Source organism: Nocardioides acrostichi (assembly GCF_015319165.1).
GTDB lineage: Bacteria > Actinomycetota > Actinomycetes > Propionibacteriales > Nocardioidaceae > Nocardioides > Nocardioides acrostichi.
The window spans coordinates 31,058-53,460 of the sequence record NZ_JADIVZ010000010.1; the positions used below are offsets into that span (position 1 = coordinate 31,058).

18 protein-coding genes are annotated in these 22,403 nt (G+C 71.7%); 9 read left to right on the forward strand and 9 right to left on the reverse strand.

The window, feature by feature from the left end:
- Positions 1-68: 68 nt before the first annotated feature.
- The 4 genes from nhaA to ISG29_RS16195 form a co-directional block, all read right to left on the reverse strand.
- Positions 69-1,472 carry a Na+/H+ antiporter NhaA gene (gene nhaA / locus ISG29_RS16180; protein WP_194504490.1) on the reverse strand — a complete coding sequence of 468 codons (1,404 nt, stop codon included), beginning with the start codon at positions 1,470-1,472 and terminating at the stop codon, positions 69-71.
- A gap of 158 nt (positions 1,473-1,630) precedes the next feature.
- Positions 1,631-3,646, reverse strand: coding sequence for an acetate--CoA ligase (acs, locus tag ISG29_RS16185; RefSeq protein ID WP_194504491.1), 2,016 nt, complete (start codon positions 3,644-3,646; stop codon positions 1,631-1,633).
- A 174-nt stretch (positions 3,647-3,820) separates the two neighbouring features.
- Positions 3,821-5,500, reverse strand: coding sequence for a sodium:solute symporter family protein (locus tag ISG29_RS16190; RefSeq protein ID WP_194504492.1), 1,680 nt, complete (start codon positions 5,498-5,500; stop codon positions 3,821-3,823).
- Positions 5,497-5,775: a DUF4212 domain-containing protein gene (locus tag ISG29_RS16195; RefSeq protein WP_194504493.1), complete on the reverse strand. Its 279-nt coding sequence runs from the start codon at positions 5,773-5,775 to the stop codon at positions 5,497-5,499. Before ISG29_RS16195 ends, ISG29_RS16190 begins: the two co-directional genes overlap by 4 nt.
- A gap of 317 nt (positions 5,776-6,092) precedes the next feature.
- Here ISG29_RS16195 and ISG29_RS16200 point away from each other — a divergent pair, with 317 nt between their 5' ends.
- The 8 genes from ISG29_RS16200 to ISG29_RS16235 all read left to right on the forward strand — a co-directional run bounded on the left by ISG29_RS16200 (position 6,093) and on the right by ISG29_RS16235 (position 16,728).
- Entirely contained in the window at positions 6,093-6,494 is a 402-nt protein-coding gene (locus ISG29_RS16200) for a hypothetical protein (protein ID WP_207793236.1), read from the forward strand.
- Positions 6,495-6,671: 177 nt separating this feature from the next.
- A complete protein-coding gene (locus ISG29_RS16205; protein ID WP_194504494.1) occupies positions 6,672-8,186 on the forward strand; it encodes an MFS transporter in 1,515 nt (504 codons plus the stop codon).
- A 52-nt stretch (positions 8,187-8,238) separates the two neighbouring features.
- Positions 8,239-10,299, forward strand: a complete 2,061-nt coding sequence (locus ISG29_RS16210) for a molybdopterin oxidoreductase family protein (RefSeq protein ID WP_328829520.1) — start codon at positions 8,239-8,241, stop codon at positions 10,297-10,299.
- Positions 10,300-10,328: 29 nt separating this feature from the next.
- Complete coding sequence (locus ISG29_RS16215) at positions 10,329-11,813, forward strand: FAD-dependent oxidoreductase (RefSeq protein ID WP_194504577.1); 1,485 nt, start codon at positions 10,329-10,331, stop codon at positions 11,811-11,813.
- A 109-nt stretch (positions 11,814-11,922) separates the two neighbouring features.
- Positions 11,923-14,529 (forward strand): nitrite reductase large subunit NirB, encoded by a 2,607-nt coding sequence (gene nirB, locus ISG29_RS16220; RefSeq protein WP_194504495.1) that lies wholly within the window; start codon positions 11,923-11,925, stop codon positions 14,527-14,529.
- Positions 14,526-14,873, forward strand: coding sequence for a nitrite reductase small subunit NirD (gene nirD / locus ISG29_RS16225; protein WP_194504496.1), 348 nt, complete (start codon positions 14,526-14,528; stop codon positions 14,871-14,873). The genes nirB and nirD overlap by 4 nt, the downstream gene beginning before the upstream one ends.
- 13 nt (positions 14,874-14,886) lie before the next feature.
- Positions 14,887-16,053, forward strand: a complete 1,167-nt coding sequence (locus ISG29_RS16230) for a uroporphyrinogen-III synthase (RefSeq protein ID WP_194504497.1) — start codon at positions 14,887-14,889, stop codon at positions 16,051-16,053.
- Positions 16,054-16,062: 9 nt separating this feature from the next.
- A complete protein-coding gene (locus tag ISG29_RS16235) occupies positions 16,063-16,728 on the forward strand; it encodes a sirohydrochlorin chelatase (RefSeq protein WP_194504498.1) in 666 nt (221 codons plus the stop codon).
- Here the strand turns inward: ISG29_RS16235 and ISG29_RS16240 are convergent.
- From ISG29_RS16240 to ISG29_RS16260, 5 genes are read right to left on the reverse strand one after another with little or no spacing between them, the layout of a single operon-like run.
- A complete protein-coding gene (locus ISG29_RS16240) occupies positions 16,714-18,267 on the reverse strand; it encodes a sodium/solute symporter (RefSeq protein WP_328829525.1) in 1,554 nt (517 codons plus the stop codon). The two genes, ISG29_RS16235 and ISG29_RS16240, sit on opposite strands and share 15 nt — an antisense overlap.
- Positions 18,264-18,623: a hypothetical protein gene (locus ISG29_RS16245; protein WP_194504499.1), complete on the reverse strand. Its 360-nt coding sequence runs from the start codon at positions 18,621-18,623 to the stop codon at positions 18,264-18,266. Before ISG29_RS16245 ends, ISG29_RS16240 begins: the two co-directional genes overlap by 4 nt.
- A 10-nt stretch (positions 18,624-18,633) precedes the next feature.
- Positions 18,634-19,404, reverse strand: a complete 771-nt coding sequence (locus ISG29_RS16250; RefSeq protein ID WP_194504500.1) for a LytR/AlgR family response regulator transcription factor — start codon at positions 19,402-19,404, stop codon at positions 18,634-18,636.
- Positions 19,401-20,513 (reverse strand): sensor histidine kinase, encoded by a 1,113-nt coding sequence (locus ISG29_RS16255; protein ID WP_328829528.1) that lies wholly within the window; start codon positions 20,511-20,513, stop codon positions 19,401-19,403. Before ISG29_RS16255 ends, ISG29_RS16250 begins: the two co-directional genes overlap by 4 nt.
- Before the next feature lie 22 nt (positions 20,514-20,535).
- Positions 20,536-21,435, reverse strand: coding sequence for a class I SAM-dependent methyltransferase (locus ISG29_RS16260; protein ID WP_194504502.1), 900 nt, complete (start codon positions 21,433-21,435; stop codon positions 20,536-20,538).
- Positions 21,436-21,506: 71 nt separating this feature from the next.
- Here ISG29_RS16260 and ISG29_RS16265 point away from each other — a divergent pair, with 71 nt between their 5' ends.
- Positions 21,507-22,232: a Fic family protein gene (locus tag ISG29_RS16265; RefSeq protein ID WP_194504503.1), complete on the forward strand. Its 726-nt coding sequence runs from the start codon at positions 21,507-21,509 to the stop codon at positions 22,230-22,232.
- Positions 22,233-22,403 lie beyond the last annotated feature (171 nt).

The window sequence follows — 22,403 nt, forward strand, 5'->3', positions numbered from 1 at the left end:
CGGTCGTCCACGCGATCTGCCGAGACCGACCCTAGCGAACGCCGGGCGCCCTGGCCCTCCCCCGTCGGTCAGGAGGGCGGAGTGGAGAGGTCGTGGTCGCCTCGTTGGTAGACGTCGGGGATGCCGTCGTGGTCGTCGTCGCGCTGCTCCTCCTCCCACAGCCGGCGATAGACCCGGTTGCGGGTGCGGAGCACGACGGTGGCCAGCAGCGCGGCCGTCACGGAGCCGAGCAGGACGCCGACCTTGACGTGGTCGTCGCGCTCACTGCCCTGCCCGAAGGCGAGTTCGCCGATGAGCAGCGAGACCGTGAACCCGATGCCGGCGAGCATCGCCATGCCGACGACGTCGATCCAGCTCAGCTCGTCGTCGAGGTCGGCGTGGGTGAACGTCGCCAGCAGCCAGGTCGAGCCGGAGATGCCGATGGTCTTGCCGAGCACCAGGCCGACCAGGATGCCCATCGCGACGGGGTCGTGCAGGGAGTCCCAGAGTCCGCTGAAGCCGCCGACGGTCACGCCCGCGGCGAAGAACGCGAAGACGGGTACGGCGAAGCCCGCGCTCACGGGCCGCACCAGGTGCTCGAGATGCTCGGCGAGGCCCGGGCCGGACGCGCCGTCGCGGCGCAGGACCGGCACGGTGAAGCCGAGCAGGACGCCGGCGACGGTGGCGTGCACGCCGGACTCGTGCACGAGCACCCACGCGACGACCGCCAGGGGAAGGAGCAGGTAGCCCTTCCAGATGCGCTTCTGGACGAGCAGAGCGAAGACGCCGATCGGTACCAGGCCGAGCAGCAGGAACAGCGGCTCGAGATCGCTGGTGTAGAAGATCGCGATGATCGTGATGGCCAGCAGGTCGTCGACGACGGCGAGGGTCAGCAAGAAGGTGCGCAGCCCCGAGGGCAGGTGGGTGCTGATGACGGCGAGAATCGCCACCGCGAACGCGATGTCGGTGGCGGTCGGGATCGCCCAGCCGCCGAGGGCGCCGTTGCCACCGAGGTTGAATAGCACGTAGATGAGCGCCGGGGCGACCATGCCGCCGACCGCCGCAGCCATCGGCAGGGCGGCCCGGCGCGGGTCGCGCAGGTCGCCGGCCACGAACTCGCGCTTGAGCTCGAGGCCCACCACGAAGAAGAAGATGGCCAGCAGCCCGTCGGCCGCCCAGGCGCCGATGGAGAGGTCGAGGTGCAACGAGAGCGATCCCAGGTGCACCGGGTGCGCGAGGGGCTTGAAGTCGCGGATCGCCTCATACGTGTGGGCCCACGGGGTGTTGGCCCATACGATCGCGACGACGGCGCCGAGGATGAGCAGCATGCCGCCGGTGGTCTCGGCGCGCAGCACCTCGGCCAGCCGGGAGCTCTCCAAGAAGCTGCCGCGGCTGAAGAGCCGGACGCTGGACCGCGAACCGGACGGCGTCGCCGCTCCTGCCGAAGGGTTCTGGTCGCTCGGCTGCTGGTCGGACGGCGGGGTGTCGGCCACGAGGGTGTCTCCTGGGGTCGATGACGGTCGTTCCGCACCGAGAACCTGCACAGTGCGGGCCGACCAGACTTCCCGGCTCACCTGGACTGCAGTCTATCGGGCCGCCGGCTCACCCCACCCGACCCCGCCTCCCGCGTCGCGCCGCGGGGCGTCTCGGCTCAGTCCTCTCCCTTGCCCGAGGAGAGGCCCGAGGAGATGAGGTCCATGACCGAGGAGTCGGCCAGGGTCGTGACGTCGCCGACCTCGCGGTTCTCGGCGACGTCACGCAGCAGACGCCGCATGATCTTGCCCGAGCGGGTCTTGGGCAGTTCGGGCACGACCATGATCTGACGCGGCTTGGCGATGGGGCCGATCTCCTTGCGCACGTGGTTGCGCAGCTCCTCGACGATGTCCTCGCCGCCGTCGCTCGCCCCAGATTCAACGGCAGACTCGCGCAGGATCACGAACGCGCACACGGCCTGACCGGTGTCCTCGTCCTTGGCGCCCACCACCGCGGCCTCGGCGACCTTGGGGTGTGAGACGAGCGCGGACTCGATCTCGGTGGTGGAGAGGCGGTGGCCCGAGACGTTCATGACGTCGTCGACCCGGCCGAGCACCCACAGGTCGCCGTCGTCGTCGAGCTTGGCGCCGTCGCCGGCGAAGTAGAAGCCCTCCTTCTCGAACCGTGCCCAGTACGTCTCCTTGAAGCGGTCGTCGTCGCCCCAGATGGTGCGCAGCATCGAGGGCCAGGGGTCGGTGATGACCAGCAGACCGCCGGAGCCGTTGCCCACCGGCTTGCCGGCGTCGTCGACGACCGCGGCGCTGATGCCGGGCAGCGGCACCATCGCCGAGCCGGGCTTGCCGGCGGTGACGCCGGGCAGCGGGCTGATCATCATCGCGCCGGTCTCGGTCTGCCACCAGGTGTCGACCACCGGGGTGCGGTCGCCGCCGATGACGTGGCGGTACCAGACGTAGGCCTCGGGGTTGATCGGCTCGCCGACCGAACCGAGGATGCGCAGGCTCGAGAGGTCGCGCGCGTCGGGGATCTCCCGGCCCTGCTTCATGAACGACCGGATCGCGGTGGGGGCGGTGTAGAAGAGCGTGACGCCGTACTCGGCGACGATGTCCCACCAGCGGCCGCGCTCGGGGAAGTCGGGCGTGCCCTCGTAGAGCACCTGGGTGGCGCCGTTCGCGAGCGGGCCGTAGACGATGTAGGAGTGCCCGGTCACCCAGCCGATGTCGGCGGTGCACCAGTAGACGTCCGAGTCGGGCTTGAGGTCGAAGACCGCCCAGTGCGTGTAGGCGGCGCCGGTGAGGTAGCCGCCGGTGGTGTGCAGGATGCCCTTGGGCTTGCCCGTGGTGCCCGAGGTGTACATGACGTAGAGCGGATGCTCGGCGGGGAACGCCTCGGGCGTGTGGTCGGTGGATGCCTGCTCGACCGTGTCGTGCCACCACACGTCGACCGCGTCGTCCCATGCGACGTCCTGCCCGGTGCGCCGGACCACCAGCACCTTCGAGACGGTGTGGCCGAGGTCGGCGGCCTTGGTGCGGGCCTCGTCGACGGCGGGCTTCAGCGAGCTCGGGGCGCCGCGGCGGTAGCCGCCGTCCGAGGTGACGACGACCTTGGCCTGGCAGTCCTCGAGTCGCGAGGCGAGGGCGTCGGAGGAGAATCCGCCGAAGACGACCGTGTGCGGGGCCCCGATGCGGGCGCACGCGAGCATCGCGACGATCGCCTCGGGGATCATCGGCATGTAGATGGCGACGCGGTCGCCCTTCTCGACACCGAGGTCGCCCAGCGTGTTGGCCGCCTGGCAGACCATGTCCTGGAGTTGCGCGTAGGTGATGCTGCGCTTGTTCGCGGGGTCGTCGTCGACCGGCTCGCCCACGAAGTGCAGGGCGACCTTGTCACCCTTGCCCGCCTCGACGTGGCGGTCGACGCAGTTGTAGGCGGCGTTGATGGTGCCGTCGGCGAACCACTGCGCGAAGGGTGGGTTCGACCAGTCGAGCACCTCGGTGAAGTCCTGGGCCCACGTGAGGCGGCGCGCGGCATCGGCCCAGAAGGCGTCGCGGTCCTGGGCGGCCGCGTCGTAGGCGTCGGCGGTGACGTTGGCGTGCTCGGCGAGCTCGGCGGGCGGCTCGAAGCGCCGGTCCTCCTTGAGCAGGTTGGCCAGGGTCTCCTCGGTCGTGTCGCTCACGTCGCGCCTCTTCCTCGTCTCGTGTCGTTGGTGGTGCTGGGAACGTATGACGGATGTCGGTGGCCCGCCTCACACAGTAGGCCGACAGGCCCAGGGTGGTCGGTCGAGGTTGGTGCCTGGTCCACCTCGGCCGAGCCACGCCCGGGCCTGTCGTCGAGCGGGTTGGAGGACGGCTCAGACCTCGCCGGCAGCGTGTTGTTGGACCAGCTTCGTGCGGCCGGGGTAGCGGATCTCCTCGACCAGGTGCTGCATCTGCTCGCTCGGCCTCGTGGTGAACTGCGAGACGGCGATCGTCACGGCGAAGTTGATCAGCATGCCGATGGTGCCGAAACCGGTCTCGGGGATGTTCCAGATGCCGGCGCTGTTGCCGTAGATGTCGATGGTCCAGATCATGTAGACCATCGTCACCGCGAGGCCGGTGATCATGCCGGCCGCGGCGCCTGCCGCCGTCGTCTTCTTCCAGAAGATGCCGAGCACCAGGATCGGGAAGAAGCTGGCGGCTGCCAGCCCGAAGGCCAGCGCGACGACCTGCGCCACGAAGCCGGGCGGGTTGATGCCGAGGTAGCCGGCCACGCAGATGGCCGCGGCCATAGCGATCCGGCCGACCATCAGTTGCTGGCTCTCGGAGGCCTGCGGGTTGATCTTCTTGTAGTAGACGTCGTTGGCCACGGCCGAGGAGATCACCAGCAACAGACCGGAGGCCGTCGACAGCGCGGCGGCGAGGGCCCCGGCTGCGACCAGCCCGACGATCGGGGCGGGCAGGCCACCGATCTCCGGGCTGGCCAGCACGATGATGTCATTGTTGATCGCGACGTCGGAGTAGTTGAAGGTCTGGCCCGAGAGGTCGCTCAGCGGTGCGCCGCCGGCGGCGGTGATGAGGCCGACGTCCGACCACGTGGAGAACCAGCCCGGCACCGTGTCGAGCGTGGCGCCGCTGAGATCCTTGATGATCTGGAGCTTCGTGAACGCCGCCACCGACGGCGCGGTGGTGTAGAGGATCGCGATGAACACGATCGCCCACAGCGCCGAGTAGCGGGCCGCGCGCACCGACTTGGCGGTGTAGAAGCGCACGATCACGTGCGGCAGTCCGGCGGTACCGAACATCAAGGCCGCGGTGATGAGCACCATGTTCGGCATCGAGATCTGCGTGAACGCTCCGCTGTACTCGGCCAGGCCGAGGTCGGCCTGCAGTCCGTTGAGCTCGTCGAGGATCGTGCCGAAGCCGATCTGCGGCAGCGGCACGCCGGTGACCTTGGTCGACACGGCGATGGCCGGGATGAGGTAGGCGACGATGAGCACGGAGTACTGCGCGACCTGGGTCCAGGTGATGCCCTTCATGCCACCGAGCACGGCGTAGAAGAACACGATGGCCATGCCGATGAGCACACCGGTGGTGGTGCTCACGCCGAGGAACCGGGTGAAGACCAGGCCGACGCCGCCCATCTGGCCGGCCACGTAGACGAACGAGACGACGATCGCGGCGATGACCGCCACCAGTCGGGCGGTCTCGGAGTACCGGTCGCCCACGAAGTCCGGCAGCGTGTACTTGCCGAACTTGCGCAGGTAGGGCGCGAGCAGCAGGGCCAACAGCACGTAGCCGCCGGTCCAGCCCATGAGGAACACGCCGCCGGCGTAGCCGTTGTAGGAGAGGCCGACGATGCCGGCCAGGCTGATGAACGATGCGGCGCTCATCCAGTCCGCGGCGATGGCGGCGCCGTTGGCCGGAGCCGGGATGCCGCCGCCGGCGACGTAGAAGCCGGCCGTGTCGGTGACCCGGCTCGCGTAGGCGATGTAGATGTAGATGCCGAAGGTGACGACGGCGAAGACCAGCGTCCAGAGCTGGATGTCGCTCATGGGTGGTGCACCTCGCCCTCGGTCTCGGTGACGCCGTACTCCGCGTCGAGTCTGTCCATGCGCCACACGTAGATGGCGATCAGGGCGACGAAGGTGATGATCGAGCCCTGCTGGGAGAACCAGAATCCGAGCGGGAAGCCCGCGATCTCGATCCGGTTGAGCGGCTCGACGAACACGATCCCGGCGCCGAACGACACCAGGGCCCAGACGGCGAGCAGCACCGCCATCAGTCTCAGGTTGCGGCGCCAGTACTCCTGGCGCTGTGCGTCATCCACGTGTTCCTCCTCGGGTCGGGCGTGCCCGCGTCCCCCTGGTACGTGGTGCACGTCACTCGTGGGGGCATGGAAGCGAGCACCGCCTCACTGCGGCAAGGCCGACATGTGGTGTCGGTCACACGCTGCGCCGAGCGGTGCAGGCTGGACGACGAACGGCGGCGCCGACCGGGTTCTCGCCGTCCGATCGGGGTGATCGGGGGTGTCATCGACCGCTCGTCGCGTGGTCTGGCCCGTTCGTCGTGTCGCGGGGCTCGGTCGGTCGACTCGCCTCCCGTCGTCGTTGACGTGACCCGGGTCACAGCACCTACCTTCGCGCCATGGCCACCACCGCACCTGCCCCGACCGCCCGCCCGAGCGCGCGCCGCGCCGCGCACCCTGGACGTCGTTGGCTGCTCGTGGGCAGCCTGATGGTGCTGATCGGGTCGTTCCTGCCCTGGATCGACACGGCCGTCGGCAGCGTGAGCGGGATGGCCGGTGCCGGCCTGTGGACCTTCTACGCCTGCATGCTCGGGTTCGCCGGCGTCCTGGTGCCCTCGCAGCGCCTCGCCGCCGTCCAGGCCGCACTGCTCGCCGTCGTCGCCGTGGGCCTCACCGGGTGGCAGGTCGGGCACGTGCTGAACCTGGTGGGCACGGCCGGCTGGATGCCGGGATCGGGCCTGGTCGTCGTGTTCCTGGGCGGGGTCGTGTCGGCGATCTGTGCGGTGCGCTTGGCCCGCTGAGTCGCGCTGCAGGCGAGCCTTCACGGGTTCTTCACCGTGAGGTCGTGAGGACTGTGAGGTCGTGAGTCGAAGTTGACCAGGGTGAGACGACTGGGCGTCTGAACGCGAAACCTGGCTAGCCCACTGTGGATGACATGCCGGCACCGGGCCGCGCATCGTCTCGCCACAGGAGTTCACATGACCACCCTGCAGAACCCGCAGACCGGTGCCGCTGCCGGCGCAGCCAGCGCCGGATCGCCGGATCGCCGTACCGGCCGTTGGATCGACGACTGGCACCCCGAGGATCCGACCTTCTGGGAGAACGGCGGCGCCTCGATCGCCCGGCGCAACCTCGCCTGGTCGATCTTCGCCGAGCATCTCGGATTCTCGGTGTGGCTGATCTGGTCGGTCTCGGCCGCCATGCTCGGCGCCGCCTTCGGCTACAGCCCCCAGCAGCTGTTCTTCCTCGTCGCCGCGCCCAACCTGGTCGGCTCGCTGGTGCGGGTGCCCTACACCTTCGCGGTGCCGAGATTCGGTGGCCGCAACTGGACCGTGGCCAGCGCCGCGTTCCTGCTCGTGCCGACGCTGCTCTACGTGGTGGCCGTGCAGCACACGGGAACCCCGTACTGGGCGATGGTGCTGATCGCCGCGACCGCGGGTCTCGGCGGCGGCAACTTCGCGTCGTCCATGGCCAACATCAACGCCTTCTACCCCGCTGACAAGAAGGGTGCCGCGCTGGGCCTCAACGCCGCGGGCGGCAACGTGGGCGTCTCGGTCATCCAGTTCGCGCTGCCCGTCATCGTCGGCGGGGCCGGTGTGTTCGGGCTGGTGAAGGCCTCCACCGGGGGCATCCACCTCGAGCGGGCGGGGTGGGTCTACGTCGCCCTGGCCCTGATCGCCACGGCCGGCGCCTACTTCTTCATGAACAACCTCGGCACCGCCACCGGCTCCTCCAAGGAGACCGCGTCGGTACTCAAGCGCCGTCAGACCTATGTGATGAGCTTCCTCTACATCGGCACCTTCGGCTCCTTCATCGGCTACTCGGCCGCCATGCCGCTGCTCATCAAGGTCAACTTCTCGCTCATCGACCCCGAGACCCTCAAGGTCGTCGGCGGCATCAACTTCGCCTACTACGCCTTCCTGGGCGCCCTCGTCGGCTCCTTCACCCGCCCCTTCGGCGGCTGGTTGGCCGACCGTCTGGGTGGTGCCAAGGTCACCCTGTCCGCCTTCGTCGCCATGATCGGCTTCACCGCCGTGGTGCTGTGGACGCTCACCGAGCTCACCCCGATCGCCACCGCCACCGACAAGGCCGCCGCGGCCGACGCCAACGCCCAGTGGTTCCCGCTGTTCCTCGGCTTCTTCCTGCTGGTCTTCGCCGCCACCGGCGTCGGCAACGGTTCGGCCTACCGGATGATCCCGACGATCTGGCGCCACGAGCACACCCAGGGCACCGCCGAGGGCTCGCAGGAGCGCAAGAGCGCCATCCTCAAGGCCACCAAGGAGGCCTCGGCCGCCGTCGGCATCATCGGCGCCGCCGGTGCCATCGGGGGGTTCTTCATCCCGATGATGTTCGGCGCCCCGTGGATCGACAACCCGCTGGCCGCGGTCAAGAACGCCTTCGGCCTCTTCATCGCCTACTACGCGGTGTGCGCGGTCGTCACCTGGGCGTTCTACCTGCGCCGCGGCAGCAAGCTCGCCGCTGCCCGGGCGTGATCCCGGATTCGACCCCTCCTCGCACAGCGCGCCCTGGCCCCCGGGAGACCCCGTGACCACGAAGACCCACTGCCCCTACTGCTCCTTGCAGTGCGGCATGACCCTCGCCAACACCGGCGCGGGCCGGCGCACCCTCGAGGTGCAGCCGTGGGCGGAGTTCCCGGTCAACCAGGGCGCGCTGTGCCGCAAGGGCTGGACCTCCGGTGGCCTCACCGGTCACCGCGAACGCCTCACCACCCCGCTGCTGCGTGACCGCGCCACCGGCGAGTTCCGCTCCGTCGGCTGGGACGACGCACTCGACGTCGTGGCCGGCACCCTCGCCGCGATCCGCGAGGAGCACGGGGCCGACGCCCTGGCGGTGTTCGGCGGTGGCGGACTGACCAACGAGAAGTCCTACCAGTTGGGCAAGTTCGCCCGGGTGGCGCTCGGCACCAGCCAGATCGACTACAACGGCCGCTGGTGCATGAGCTCGGCGGCCTCGGCCGCCAACCGGGCGTTCGGCGTCGACCGGGGGCTGCCGTTCCCGCTCGCCGACGTCGAGCAGGCCGAGGTGGTGGTGCTGGTCGGCTCGAACCTGGCCGAGACCATGCCACCGGCCGCCCGGCACCTCGACCGGTGCCGCGAGAACGGTGGCGAGGTCGTGGTGATCGACCCCCGCCGCACGAGCACGGCCGACCGCGCCGATCTCGTCGTCCAGCCGGTGCCGGGCACCGACCTGGCGCTCGCACTCGGGGTGCTGCACCTGGTGATCTCCGGCGGTCACGTGGACGAGTCCTACGTCGCAGAGCGCACCAGCGGCTGGGAGGCCGTGCGCGATCACGTGGCCGCGTGGTGGCCCGAGCGGGTCGAGCGGGTCACCGGCATCTCGGTGCCGGAGCTGCACGCGCTGGCCGACCTGATGACCAGTCACCGCAGGGTCATGGTGCTCACCGCCCGCGGCGCCGAGCAGCACGCCCAGGGCTCCGACACCGTGCTGGCCTGGATCAACGTCTGCCTCGCGCTCGGCCTGCCCGGGCGCGAGCACGCCGGCTGGGGCTGCCTCACCGGCCAGGGCAACGGCCAGGGCGGGCGTGAGCACGGCCAGAAGTCCGACCAGTTGCCCGGCTACCGGATGATCGACGACCCCGCCGCCCGCCAGCACGTGGCCGGCGTCTGGGGCGTCGAGGCCGACTCACTGCCCGGCAAGGGTCGCTCGGCCTACGAGCTGCTCGAGGCGCTGGGCACGCCCGAGGGCCCGAAGGCGCTGCTGGTGCACGGGTCGAACATCGTGGTCTCCGCGCCCAACGCCACGCACGTCGCCGAGCGGCTGGAGGCGCTCGATCTGCTCGTCGTGTGCGACCTCGTGCTGTCGGAGACCGCGGCGATGGCCGACGTCGTGCTGCCGGTGACGCAGTGGGCCGAGGAGACCGGCACCATGACCAACCTCGAAGGCCGCGTGATCCTGCGTCGCCAGGCCCGGCGTGCGCCGTCCGGAGTGCGCAGCGACCTCGACGTGATCGCCGGACTCGCCGAACGACTCGGCTCGCCGGTGCCGTTCTCGACCGACCCGGAGACGATCTTCGCCGAGCTCGGGCGGGCGTCGTCCGGCGGCAAGGCCGACTACGCCGGGATCACCTATGAGCGCATCGAGACCGAGCTGGGCGTGTTCTGGCCCTGCCCGACGCCCGAGCACCCCGGTACGCCCCGACTCTTCGCCGACGCCTTCGCCACGTCCGATGGCCGTGCCCGGTTCCTCGACGTCGAGCACCGGGGGCCGGCGGAGCCGTGCGACGGCGAGTTCCCGGTGCACCTGACCACCGGCCGGGTGCTCGCGCAGTACCAGTCCGGCGCGCAGACCCGCCGCATCCGGGAGCTGCCCGACGGCGGCGCGTTCATCGAGATGCACCCCCTGCTGGCTGCCCGCATCGGCGTCGCCGACGGCATGAGGGTGACGATCTCGACCCGACGCGGGGAGCTCACCGCCCCCGCCCGGGTGGCCACCACGATCCGCCCGGACACGGTGTTCGTGCCGTTCCACTGGCTCGGGGTCAACCGGCTCACCCACGACGCGCTCGACCCGGCGTCCCGGATGCCGGAGTTCAAGGTGTGCGCCGCGCGAGTGGAGGCCGCATGAACGCGATGTGCGACCCCTCGAACGACGATATGCGACCCCTCGGGGGACGATCTGCGACCCCTCGCGAGCGCCTGGTGGTGGTCGGCCACGGGATGGCGGCCACCAGGTTCGTCGAGCAGCTGGTCGCGGGCGGTTACCCCGGACACGTCACCGTCATCGGCGAGGAGCCGGTGCCGGCCTACAACCGGATCCTGCTCTCCGCCGTGCTCGAGGGCACCCACGACGCCTCGGCGATCCGGTTGCGCTCACCGGAGTGGTACGCCGAGCACGGTGTCGAGCTGCGGCTGGGCACCCGGGTGCTCACGGTCGACCGCGAGCACGGCGACGTGATGCTGGTCGACGGCACCTGCGTGCCGTTCGACCGGCTCGTGCTGGCCACCGGCGCGATCCCGACGCTGCCGCCGATCCGCGGGCTGGTGCGACCCGACGGCTCGCTGCACCCTCGCGTGCACGCCTTCCGTTCCCTGGCCGACTGCGAGCGCCTGCTGGCCGTGCTGCCCGTGGACGCCGCTCGGGCGGTCGTGATCGGCGGCGGGCTGCTGGGTCTCCAGGTGGCCCGGGCGCTGTCGGTGCGCGGCGTGGCCACCGAGGTGGTCGAGGGCGGTGACACCGTGCTGTCGCGCCAGGTCACCCCGGCCGCCGGCACGATCCTGGCCCGTAGCCTCACCCAGCTCGGCACCACCGTCTACACCGGGGCCCGCGCCACCAAGCTGATCGACCATCCCGAGGAGGGCGGCCCGATCGGCGTGCAGCTCGACAACGGCTTCGTGCTCGACGCCGACCTGATCGTGCTCACCGCCGGCGGTCGCCCGTCGGTCGCGCTGGCCCGTGGCGCCGGACTCCAGGTGCGCCGAGGGATCGTGGTCGACGAGCACCTCGCCTCGCCCACCGACCCGCGCATCCACGCCATCGGCGACTGCGCGCAGCACGCGGGTCAGGTGACCGGGTTCGTGCCGCCCGCCTGGGAGCAGGCCGTGGTGCTCGCGCAGCGGCTGTGCGGTGCCGACCTCGACTACCGGGGCTCGCGCAACGTGGCCCGGCTGCGGGCCACCGATCTCGAGGTCGCCGTCCTCGGCGACCCCGTGGCCGAGCCGGGCGAGATCGTGGAGGTCTCCAACCCCGTGGCCGGCAAGCACAGCCGGCTCGTCGTGCGCGACGGCGTCATCGTGGCCGCCGCGCTGGTGGGCGACCTCAGCCGTGTCGGACTCATCACCCAGGCCTACGACCGCGGCACCGTGCTCGGCGTCCGCGAACCAGGGGATCTGCTGCTGCCCGAGACCGCGGCCCCGCTCGCCCCGCTGCCCGACGACGCCGAGGTCTGCGCCTGCGCGGGCGTCACCGCCGGCGCGGTACGGGCCTGCGGCAGCCTCGCCGAGGCCCAGGAGAGAACCCGTGCCACCACCGGCTGCGGCGGCTGCACCCAGGTGTGCAGCCGACTCGTCGGCGAGGTGCCCGTCCGTGAGCCCCGTGAGCCCCGTGAACCCCGTGAGGTCGTGAGCCCCGTGAGGTCGTGAGCAGAGCGTGACGCAACGTCACCTGGCACGTCACGGATGCGTGACGACACCCCACCACTGTTGAGCCATCGCCACCCGGCACCCGCACCCGCACTCTGGGAGAAGAATGATGAGCACTCGCCAGCGCCTGGTCGTCGTCGGCCACGGCATGGTCGGCCACCGTTTCGTGCAGGCCGCCGTCGAGCGGGGCCTGACCGACACCCATGACATCGTCGTGGTCGGCGAGGAGCCGCGCCCCGCCTACGACCGCGTCGCCCTCACCTCCTACTTCGCAGCCAGCGGACCCGAGGAACTCTCCTTACTCCCCGAGGGCAGCTACGGTCACCCGGCGGTCGAGCTTCGCCTGGCCACCGAGGTCACCGCACTCGACCCCCAGGCCCGCACGATCACCCTGGGTGACGGTGCGATGGCCGCTGGTGCGGTGGGTGGCGGCGAGGTGCTGGCCTACGACCAGCTCGTGCTCGCCACCGGCGCCGCGCCGTTCGTGCCGCCGGTGCCGGGCCGCGAGCTCGACGGCTGCTTCGTCTACCGCACCATCGAGGATCTCGACGCGATCCGCGCGGCGTCGGCGCACGCCACCGCGGGCGTGGTCATCGGCGGCGGCCTGCTCGGCCTGGAGGCGGCCAACGCCCTGGTGCAGCTGGGTCTGGAGACGCACGTCGTCGAGATGGCGCCCCGGTTGATGCCGGTGCAGCTCGACGACGCGGGCGGGCGCACGCTGGTCAGCCACATCGCGAAGCTCGGCGTGCAGGTGCACACGGGCGTGGCCACCGAGGCGATCACCGGCGACGGCTCGGTCTCCGGGCTGGCGCTCCGGGGTGGCGACGGCATCGACGCGCAGGTCGTCGTGTTCTCGGCCGGCATCCGCCCGCGCGACGCCCTGGCCCGCGAGGCCGGCCTCGACCTCGCCGAGCGCGGCGGTGTGCTCGTCGACGAGCAGTGCCGCACCTCGGATGCCCGCATCTGGGCCATCGGCGAGTGCGCCGCCCCCGGCGGGCGCATGTACGGCCTGGTCGCCCCGGGCTACGACATGGCCGAGGTCGTCGTCGACGCGCTGCTCGGCGGCGCGGGCGCCTTCACCGGCGCCGACATGTCCACCAAGCTCAAGCTGCTCGGCGTCGACGTCGCCTCGTTCGGTGACGCCTTCGCGACCACCGAGGGCTCGCTCGAGCTCGTGTACTCCGACGCCGTGGCCGGCGTCTACAAGAAGCTCGTCGTCTCCGACGACGGCACCCGCCTGCTCGGCGGCATCCTGGTCGGCGACGCCGCGGCGTACGGCGTGCTGCGGCCGATGGTGAGTTCGGGCATCGCGCTGCCCGAGAACCCCGAAGAGCTCATCCTCCCCGGCAGCCGCGGTGGCGGCGCCGGCTCCGGCGCGGCCGCACTGCCCGACGAGGCGCAGATCTGCTCGTGCAACAACGTGAGCAAGGGCGAGATCCTCGCCGCGGTCGACGAGTCCGGCGAGCACCGATGCGAGGACGTCGCGGGGGTCAAGGCCTGCACCGGCGCGGGCACCACCTGCGGCTCCTGCGTCGGGTCGGTCAAGGCGATCATCGAGGACCACTTCGCGCGCACCGGCAAGGAGGTCTCGCGGGCGCTGTGCGAGCACTTCGCGCTCTCGCGCCAAGAGCTCTTCGACGTCGTCTCCGTGCACGGCTATCGCACGTTCGACGCGATCGTCGACGCGCACGGCTCCGGCCGCGGCTGCGACATCTGCAAGCCCGCGATCGCCTCGATCCTGGCCAGCCAGCTGGGCACTCACGTGCTGGCGCCCGAGAACGCCACCTTGCAAGACACCAACGACGCCTACCTGGCCAACATCCAGAAGAACGGCACCTACTCGGTCGTGCCGCGCATACCCGGCGGCGAGATCACGCCCGAGAAGCTGATCGTGATCGGCGAGGTCGCCCGCGACTTCGACCTCTACACCAAGATCACCGGCGGCCAGCGCATCGACCTCTTCGGCGCCCGCCTCGAGCAGCTGCCCGCCATCTGGGGCCGACTGGTCGAGGCCGGGTTCGAGTCCGGCCACGCCTACGGCAAGTCGCTGCGCACGGTGAAGTCGTGCGTCGGGTCGACCTGGTGCCGTTACGGCGTGCAGGACTCCGTGGGCATGGCCATCGCCCTCGAGCTGCGCTACCGCGGCCTGCGTTCGCCGCACAAGCTCAAGGGCGGCGTCTCCGGGTGCGCCCGCGAGTGCGCCGAGGCCCGCGCCAAGGACTTCGGCGTCATCGCCACCGAGAAGGGCTGGAACCTCTACGTCGGCGGCAACGGCGGCGCCACCCCGGCACATGCCCAACTGCTCGCGGGCGACCTCGACGACGAGAGACTGGTGCGCTACCTCGACCGGTTCCTCATGTACTACATCCGCACCGCAGACCGGCTCCAGCGCACCGCGCCCTGGATCGACTCCCTCGAGGGCGGTCTGGACCGCGTGCGCGAGGTCGTCGTCGACGATGCGCTCGGCCTGGGCTCCGAGCTCGAGGCCGAGATGAGCCGCCACGTGGCCGGCTACTTCGACGAGTGGAGGGCCACCATCGAGGATCCCGCCAAGCTGGCCCGATTCGTCTCCTTCGTCAACGCCCCCGGCACGCCCGACCCGAACATCTCCTTCGACGTCGAACGCGACCAGATCAAGCCCCGCAACCAGGCCAGCCATCCGGTGGTCGAGCCGGTGTCGCTCGGCAGCAGCATCGGAGTGGGAGCCCCGGCATGAGCATCACCTGGACCCCCGTGTGCCACCTCAGCCAGATCGCCCGCGAATCCGGCGTCGCGGCATGGGTGCACGGCGAGGCGGTGGCCGTCTTTCGTGACCACACCGATGCGGTGTACGCGCTCTCGAACATCGACCCCAAGACCGGTGCCTCCGTGCTCTCACGGGGGATCGTCGGAACACGGCGACGTGTCGAGGGTGACGTAGGGTTCGTGGCATCGCCGCTGCTCAAGCAGCCCTACCGGCTCAGCGACGGCGTGTGTCTCGACGACGAGACGCTGAAGGTGGCCACCTACGAGGTGCGCGTCGTCGGCGGCTCGATCGAGGTCGGCGCGCGGCGCGACTGAGACGGATACTCCGATGAGCCTCACCGAGTCCGACGACCTGCCGGCCGACCCCACCGCAGACGTGGGAGCAGACGGCCTGCTGACCGGCTTTCACATCGGCGTGACGGCGGCCCGCAAGGCCGACGACCAGATCGCGCTGCTGGAGCGCCGCGGTGCCGTCGTCCGGCATGCTCCGGCGCTGATGGAGGATGCGCCGACCGTCGACGAGGCATCGTTGCGCGCGGCGACCGAGCGGGTCATCGCCGAGCCGCCGGACATGTTCTTGGTGACCACGGGCATCGGCATGCGCACCTGGTTCGAGGCGGCGAGGACGTGGGGGCTGCGTGACGCGCTGGTCGAGGCGATCCGCCCGGCCGAGATCCTGGCCCGCGGTCGCAAGGCTGTCGGCTCGCTGCGGGCCGTGGGGCTGCGCGAGCTGTGGTCGCCGGAGTCGGAGCTGTTCGAGGACGTGCTCGACCACCTGCGCGGCCGTGACCTGATGGGTCGGCGGATCGTGGTGCAGGAGCACGGGCAGTCGCTCTCGATGGTGGCCCACGCGCTCCGCCGTCAGGGGGCGATCGTCGAGAACGTCACCATCTACCGGATCGCCTCGGCCGAGGATCCCACCCCGATGTTCGGTCTCGTCGACGCGCTGGCCGACGGCGAGCTCGACGCCGTCACCTTCACCTCGGCGCCCGCGGTGGCGGCGATGATGGACGCCGCGGCCTCGGTCGGACGCCGCGACGACGTCATCTCCGCCCTCCAGGCCGACGTGGTCGCCGTGTGCGTCGGCCCGGTCACCGCTGCCGCCTTCGAGCTGTGGGGCGTGCCGACGATCTACCCCGAACGCAATCGACTGGGAGCGATGATCAAGCTGCTCGAGACCGAACTGCCCTCGCGCCGTTCCGGTCTCAGTGTCGACCTCGTCGGCGGGCGCCAGTTGCTGCTGCACGGCGAGCAGGTGCTGCTCGACGGCGTCGAGGTGGCGCTGTCGCCCGCTCCCAGGGCGGTGCTCCAGGCGCTGCTCGCCAACCCGGGCAACGTCGTCTCGCGGCGTGCCCTGCTGGCGATGCTGCCCAGCGGCACCGCCGGCTCCGAGCACGCCGTCGAGATGGCGGTGGCCCGACTGCGGGCCGGACTCGGCACCCGCTCGGTGCAGACCGTGGTCAAGCGCGGATACCGGCTCGCCGTGGCCGGATAGGTTCTGCTCGTGCACCTGGTCACGGTCGCGCACGGCACCCGTCGCAGCGGCGGCAACGAGATCGCCCGGCGACTCACCGCTGCCGCGGGCGAGACGCTCGGTGTGCCTGCCACCGCCGCCTACGTCGAGCTGTGCGAGCCGTTGCTCGCCGACGTGGTGGCGGGTCTGACCGAGCCGGCGGTCGTGGTGCCGCTGCTGCTCTCGACCGGCTACCACGTGCGCACCGACGTGCCGCGGGCCTGCGCGGCGGCCTCGGTGCCGGTGCAGATAGGGCAGCCCTTCGGCCCCGACCGGCTGCTGGCGCTCGCCCAGGTCGATCGGCTGCTCGAGGCGGGAGCCCAACCCGGCACGCCGCTGGTGATGGTCGCCGCCGGCTCGACCGACCCCGAGGCGTGGCGCGACCTGCGCGGTGCGAGCCGACTGCTCGCCGAGGGGTGGGGAGTCGAGGCCGCCGAGGTCCGTACCGCCACGCTCTCCGGTCTCGGCCCGCGTCCGGCCGACGTCGTGCGCCGCGGCGACGCCCTCGCCCCCTACCTGCTCTCGCCAGGGCTGTTCTCCCGCCGAGTGCGGGAGGTCGCCGAGGCGCACGACGCCCCGTGCGCCGACGTCATCGGCACCCATCCGCTCGCCATCGACCTGCTGGTCGCCCGCGTGCGGGACTCATGGGCGCGGTGACCCCAGCGCCGTGCCCTCGGGTGCGTGCAGCCGCACCATGAACCGGCGGGTGTGCGCGGGTACGGCGTCGCGGGTCAGCAGGCTGACGCCGACCATGGCGACCAGCGCCACCGGCACGCTCCACGCGGCTGGACGGCGCAGCAGCGCGTCGAGCCAGAGGTCGCTCGGGTCGGTGTAGAGGGTGAGCAGGCTGGCCAGCCCGGACCCCACGCCGCCGACCACGAGCCCGGCCAGCGCGCCGGTGGCCGTGAGACCGCGCCACCAGATGCCCAACACCAGCAGCGGGCAGAACGTGGAGGCCGACACGGCGAACGCCAGGCCGACGGTCGTCGCGACGCCGACGTCGCCCCCGGTCAGGGCCACGACAGCAGGCACCGCGACGGCCACCAGCGCCCCGAGGCGGAACGCGGTGACGCCGTCGAGGCGACGGCGTCCGAACGAGCGACCGGTGACGTCCTGGCCGAGCACCCCGGCGATCGCGATGACCAGACCGGAGGAGGTGGAGAGGAAGGCGGCGAACGCGCCGCCGACCACGAGGCCGGTGAGCACGGTGCCGCCCCAGCCCGGCACCATCAAGCCGGGTAGGGCGAGCACCAGCCCGTCGGAGCCGCGTTCGACGAGGTGCGGGGCGTAGACGCGGCCCAGGGCGGCGTACACGGGGGGCAGTAGGTAGAACACGCCGACCAGGCCGAGCACCAGCAGCGTGGTGCGCCGGGCCGCCCTCCCGTCGGGGTTGGTGTAGAAGCGCACCACGACGTGCGGGAGGCCCATCGTGCCCAGGAAGGTCGCCGCGATGAGTGAGTAGGTGAGGTAGAGGCCGATGGTGCCGCCCTCGGCGATCGGGTTCGACCAGGCCAGCGTCTCGGTGGGGTAGGCGGGGTCGCCGAGCACGCCCGGCGCGGGAGCGGGTCGTCCGTCGCCGAACCACACGAGCAGCAGGACCACGGCCGGCACCAGGAGCGCGGTCAGCTTGAGCCAGTACTGGAAGGCCTGCACGAAGGTGATCGAGCGCATGCCGCCCGAGGCGACGTTGACGAGCACCACCAGGCACACCACGACCGTGCTCTGCCACGGCGGGCCACCGATGGCCGCCGCCAGCACCACGCCGGCACCCTGGAACTGCGGCAGCAGATACAGCCAGCCGATCGCCACCACCAGTACCGAGCACGCCCGACGCACCGTGCGTGAGGCGAGCCGCGCCTCCGCGAAGTCGGGCAGGGTGAAGGCGCCCGAGCGCCGCAACGGTGCCGCCACCAGCAGGAGCAGCACGAGATAGCCCGCCGTCCAGCCGACGGGGTACCAGAGCATGTCGGCGCCGAAGGTGAGCAGCAGTCCGGCGGCGCCGAGGAACGAGGCGGCCGAGAGGTACTCACCCGAGATCGCGGCCGCGTTGAGGCGGGGGCTCACCGAGCGTGAGGCGACCATGAAGTCGCTCGTGGTGCGCGAGATCCGGAGTCCGTAGACCCCGATGCCCAAGGTGGCGGCGGTCACCACGAGCATCGCGACGACGCCCGGCGCGGCATCCACCCCGGGAATCACGAGTCGACCTCCTCCATCAGCCCGGCGAAGGCGTCTTCGTTGCGCTCGGCTCGACGGCAGAACCACCAGCCCAGGCCGACGAGCAGCGGGTACGGCGCGACACCCAGCAGCACCCAGGCCACGGGCACGCCGCCGACCCGGAGCGAGGGCAGCGCGGGCACGGTGAAGAACAGCAGCGGCACCGACCCGAGCACGAGCAGCGTGACCCCGAGCACCCGCAGCGCGGTGAACAGCTGCTCGCGCAGCAGGGAGTCGACGTAGACCCGCCCCAACGGCGTCTCGGCCTCGACCTCGCGCACCGGTGCCGTGCGCGTGCCGCGTCGCGGCGGCCCCGTGACCCGCACCCGCTCCGCCATCGCGGCCCGCCTACCTCGGTCCGGACGCGCGACGCAGCAGCAGATCGCGCAGCTCGCGCGTGTGTCGCCGGCTCACGGCCAGCTCGACCCCGGGGGCATCGGGCCGTCCCACGACGACCGAGCAGCGCCCGGCGTCCATGCGCACCTCCCGCACGTGCGGCAGCGCCACCAGCAGGGAGCGGTGGATGCGCAGGAATCCGGCATCCCCCCACTCCGCCTCGAGCGTGGTGAGCGGGGTACGCACCAGGTGCGAGCCGCCAGGGGTGTGCAACCGCGCGTAGTCGCCCTGGGACTCCACGTGGGTGATCTCGCTGCGGCGCACGAAGCGGGTGACCCCGCCGAGCTCGACCGGAACCTGCACCTCGGATGCCGCGCGCGGCGTCGCGTCGAGGTCTCGGCCCGCGTGGCCCAGCCGTCGTACCGCCTCGGAGAGTCGCTGCGCGCGCACCGGCTTGAGCACGTAGTCGACCGCCTGGAGCTCGAACGCCTCCACGGCGTGCTGCTCGTGGGCCGTGACGAACACGATGGGCGGCGGCTCCTTGAACCGGCTCAGGACCGAGGCGAGCTCCAAGCCGGAGAAGCCGGGCATCGAGATGTCGAGGAAGAGCGCGTCGAGGTCGCTCTCCTGGAGGATCCGCAGTGCTTCGGTGGCGCTCGTGGTGGCGAGCACCTCACCGACTCGATCGTCGCCGCGGAGCAAGAAGGTGAGCTCGTCGAGAGCGGGCCGCTCGTCGTCGACGACCAGCACGCGTAGTCCTGCGACGGTGGCCGTGCGAGTCATGCGTGCACCCCCGGCGTGAACTTGGGCACCCGGACGATCACCTTCGTGCCGGCGCCGGGCGCGGTCTCGACGACCAGGCCGTAGTCGTCACCGTAGACCGCGCGCAGCCGCGCGTCGACGTTGCCGAGCCCCACGGAGTCCAGGGACTGGTCGCCGGCCAGCACCCGCCTGATGTGGTCCGGATCCTCGCCCGCGCCGTCGTCGTCGACCTCGATGACCGCGTCGGTGCCGACGTCCTTGGCCGTGATCTGGATCCGGCCGCCGCCCGCCTCGGAACCCTCGAGCCCGTGCCGCACCGCGTTCTCGACCAGGGGCTGGACACAGAGGAACGGCAGCGCGACCCCGAGTACCTCGGGAGCCACCGAGAGCGTCACCCGAAGACGGTCCCCGAAGCGTGCCTGCTCGAGCAGCAGGTACTGCTCGATCGAGCGCAGCTCCTCGGCCAGGGTCGTGAAGTCGCCGTGCCGGCGGAACGAGTAGCGGGTGAAGTCCGCGAACTCGAGCAGCAGCTGGCGGGCGCGGTCGGGGTCGGTGCGCACGAAGCTGGCGATGGCGCCGAGGGAGTTGTAGACGAAGTGCGGGCTGATCTGGGCGCGCAGCGCGCGCACCTCGGCCTCCATCAGCCGGGTGCGCGAGCTGTCGAGCTCGGCGAGCTCGAGCTGCCCCGACACCCAGCCGGCGACCTCCTCGGTGGCGCGCACGAGGCCGGCGGTCGTCTCCGGGGCGAGGGCGGCCAGGGTGCCGACGACCCGGTCGTCGACGACCAGCGGGCTCAGCACGGCCGTGCGGGCAGGGCAGCTGCCGACCACGCAGTGCAGGTCGTGCCGGTCGAACGCGCGCGTGCCGGGCCGTTCGAGCACCAGTGCCACCAGCGACGGCACCCGGTCGTGGTGCTGGTCACCGGCGCCGTCCCACGCGAGCAGGCCGGTCGTGTCGGTGAGCGCCACACCCGGCGAGCCCAGCAGGGTGCGCAGGTGCCGGACGGCGCGCTCGGCGCTCGCGGCCGTCAGGCCCTCTCGCAGGGCCGGGGCCGCCAGGGCCGCGGTGTGCAGGGTGCGGAAGGTGAGTCGGTCGGCGTCGGTGCCCAGCCGGCGTCGGAACCTGGACACGCCTGCTCCCCGGACGCTGGCGTCAGCGGAAGTCGATGAGCAGCAGACCGTCGTCGACCGCAGCCTGCGGGGCCTTGGCCAGCTCGACCTCGATGCGACGGATGCTGCCGGTCGTGATGACCATGGGGGAGTCGTGCGCATCGGACGGCGCGTCGGGCGGATCCTCGACCGGGTTCGTCGTCGGCAGGACCCGCGCCCGGCGGCACCGGGTGAGGTAGGGCAGCAGCATGCCGTCGACGCCGCCGCGGCCGTACTCGTCGAAGAGCGCCCCGGCCGCGTGGCGTCGCTGCTCGGCGGACTCACGGTCGAGGGTGCACACACCCGAGCGCGAGGTGACGAGATCCTGCAGCGACTCGCGGTCGACGTGCTGGCGGTGCCGGAAGGTGGTGTGCTCGGCGTCGGCGAAGAGATCGGAGGTGGCCGCGAGCAGGTCGGCGGGGTCGGCCGGGTGGGCGGAGTCGATGATGCGGCCCAGGCGACGCACCCACGGGATGCGCTCGTCGCGCTCGTTCCATGCGATGGCCAGGTGACCACCCGGGCGCAGCACGCGAGCGATCTCGGGCAGGGCCAGCTCGAGGTCGAACCACTGGAAGCCCTGGCCGACGACGACCACGTCGGCGCTGCGGTCGCCGGCCGGGATCTCCTCCGCGCTGCTGAGGCTGCTGCGCACGCCGGGCAGCTCGCTGCGCAGCATCGCCAGCATCTGCTCGTCGGGGTCGCACGCGTGCACGTCGTGGCCGAGCTCGACCAGCGGGCGGGTCAGCTTGCCGGTGCCGGCACCGAGCTCGAGCACGCTCGATGGCTGCTCACCGGCCAGCCACGCGGCAGCCTCCAGCGGGTAGCCCGGGCGACCGCGGTGGTAGGCCTGCGCGACCGCGCCGAAGCTCCGGGCGGGGTCGGCTGGCTCCGCGGTCGAGGTCATGTGCGAAGCCTAGTGAGATCCGGCCCGCAGGTGGTGGCGCCGCGCGGCGCGGCGGTCCGTACCCTGCTCGGGTGACCGCGCCCGACCCGCTCGCCTGGCTCGTCGCCCTCGAGGGCGTGCCCAGCGGCTTCGCCTCCGCCCGCGACGGCATCGACGCGCTGTTGCGCGACCGCGGCCTGCGCCGCACCGCGCCCGAGCTCACGGTCGAGTCGCTGCTGCGCGGCGCCCACTCCTCGGCCGTGCTGGAGGGTTCCGGCTCCTCCCTCGACGAGGTGCGCGACGGCGCGGGCGACGACGTGGCCGCGGACGCCGTCCGGCTCTCGGTCGACCTGCTCGCGCTGGTGCCGGTGCTGCGAACGGCGCCGCTTCAGGCTCTCGCCCGGCTGCACGCCGTGGCGGCGCGCGGTCGGGTGCTCTCCGAGGACCTGGGGCGTCCTCGCGACGCAGAGGCCGCCGAGCGGCTGCGGGGGCTCGCATCGCTGCTCACCGTCGAGACGGCCGCGCCCGCCCTGCTCGTCGCGGCGCTGGTGCACGCCGACCTGGCCACCGCCGCGCCGTTCGCCTCGCACAACGGACTCGTCGCCCGGGCTGCGGAGCGGCTGGTGTTGGTCGCGCGAGGGGTCGACGAGAAGTCGCTGCTGGTGCCCGAGGCGGGCCACCTGATGGTGCGCGAGGCCTACGAGTCGAACCTGCGCGGCTATGCCTCGGGCTCGAGCTCCGGAGTGCACTCCTGGCTGCTCTACGCCGGCGAGGCCTACGCCGCCGCGGCCGAGCTCTCCCCGGTGCGGGCTCCGTAGACGTGCAGGTGGCCCCCAGGAGCTACACCGCTCCGGAGGGCCACCGCTGGACACGTGGACCGTCAGCTACCAGGCGTGCTTCTCGATAAGCCGGCCCCCGCGTGGAGCGGGAATGCCATGGCGCCCTGGTCAGAAGGGTGGATCGCCGCGTGGGTACCGGCGGCCACGTGT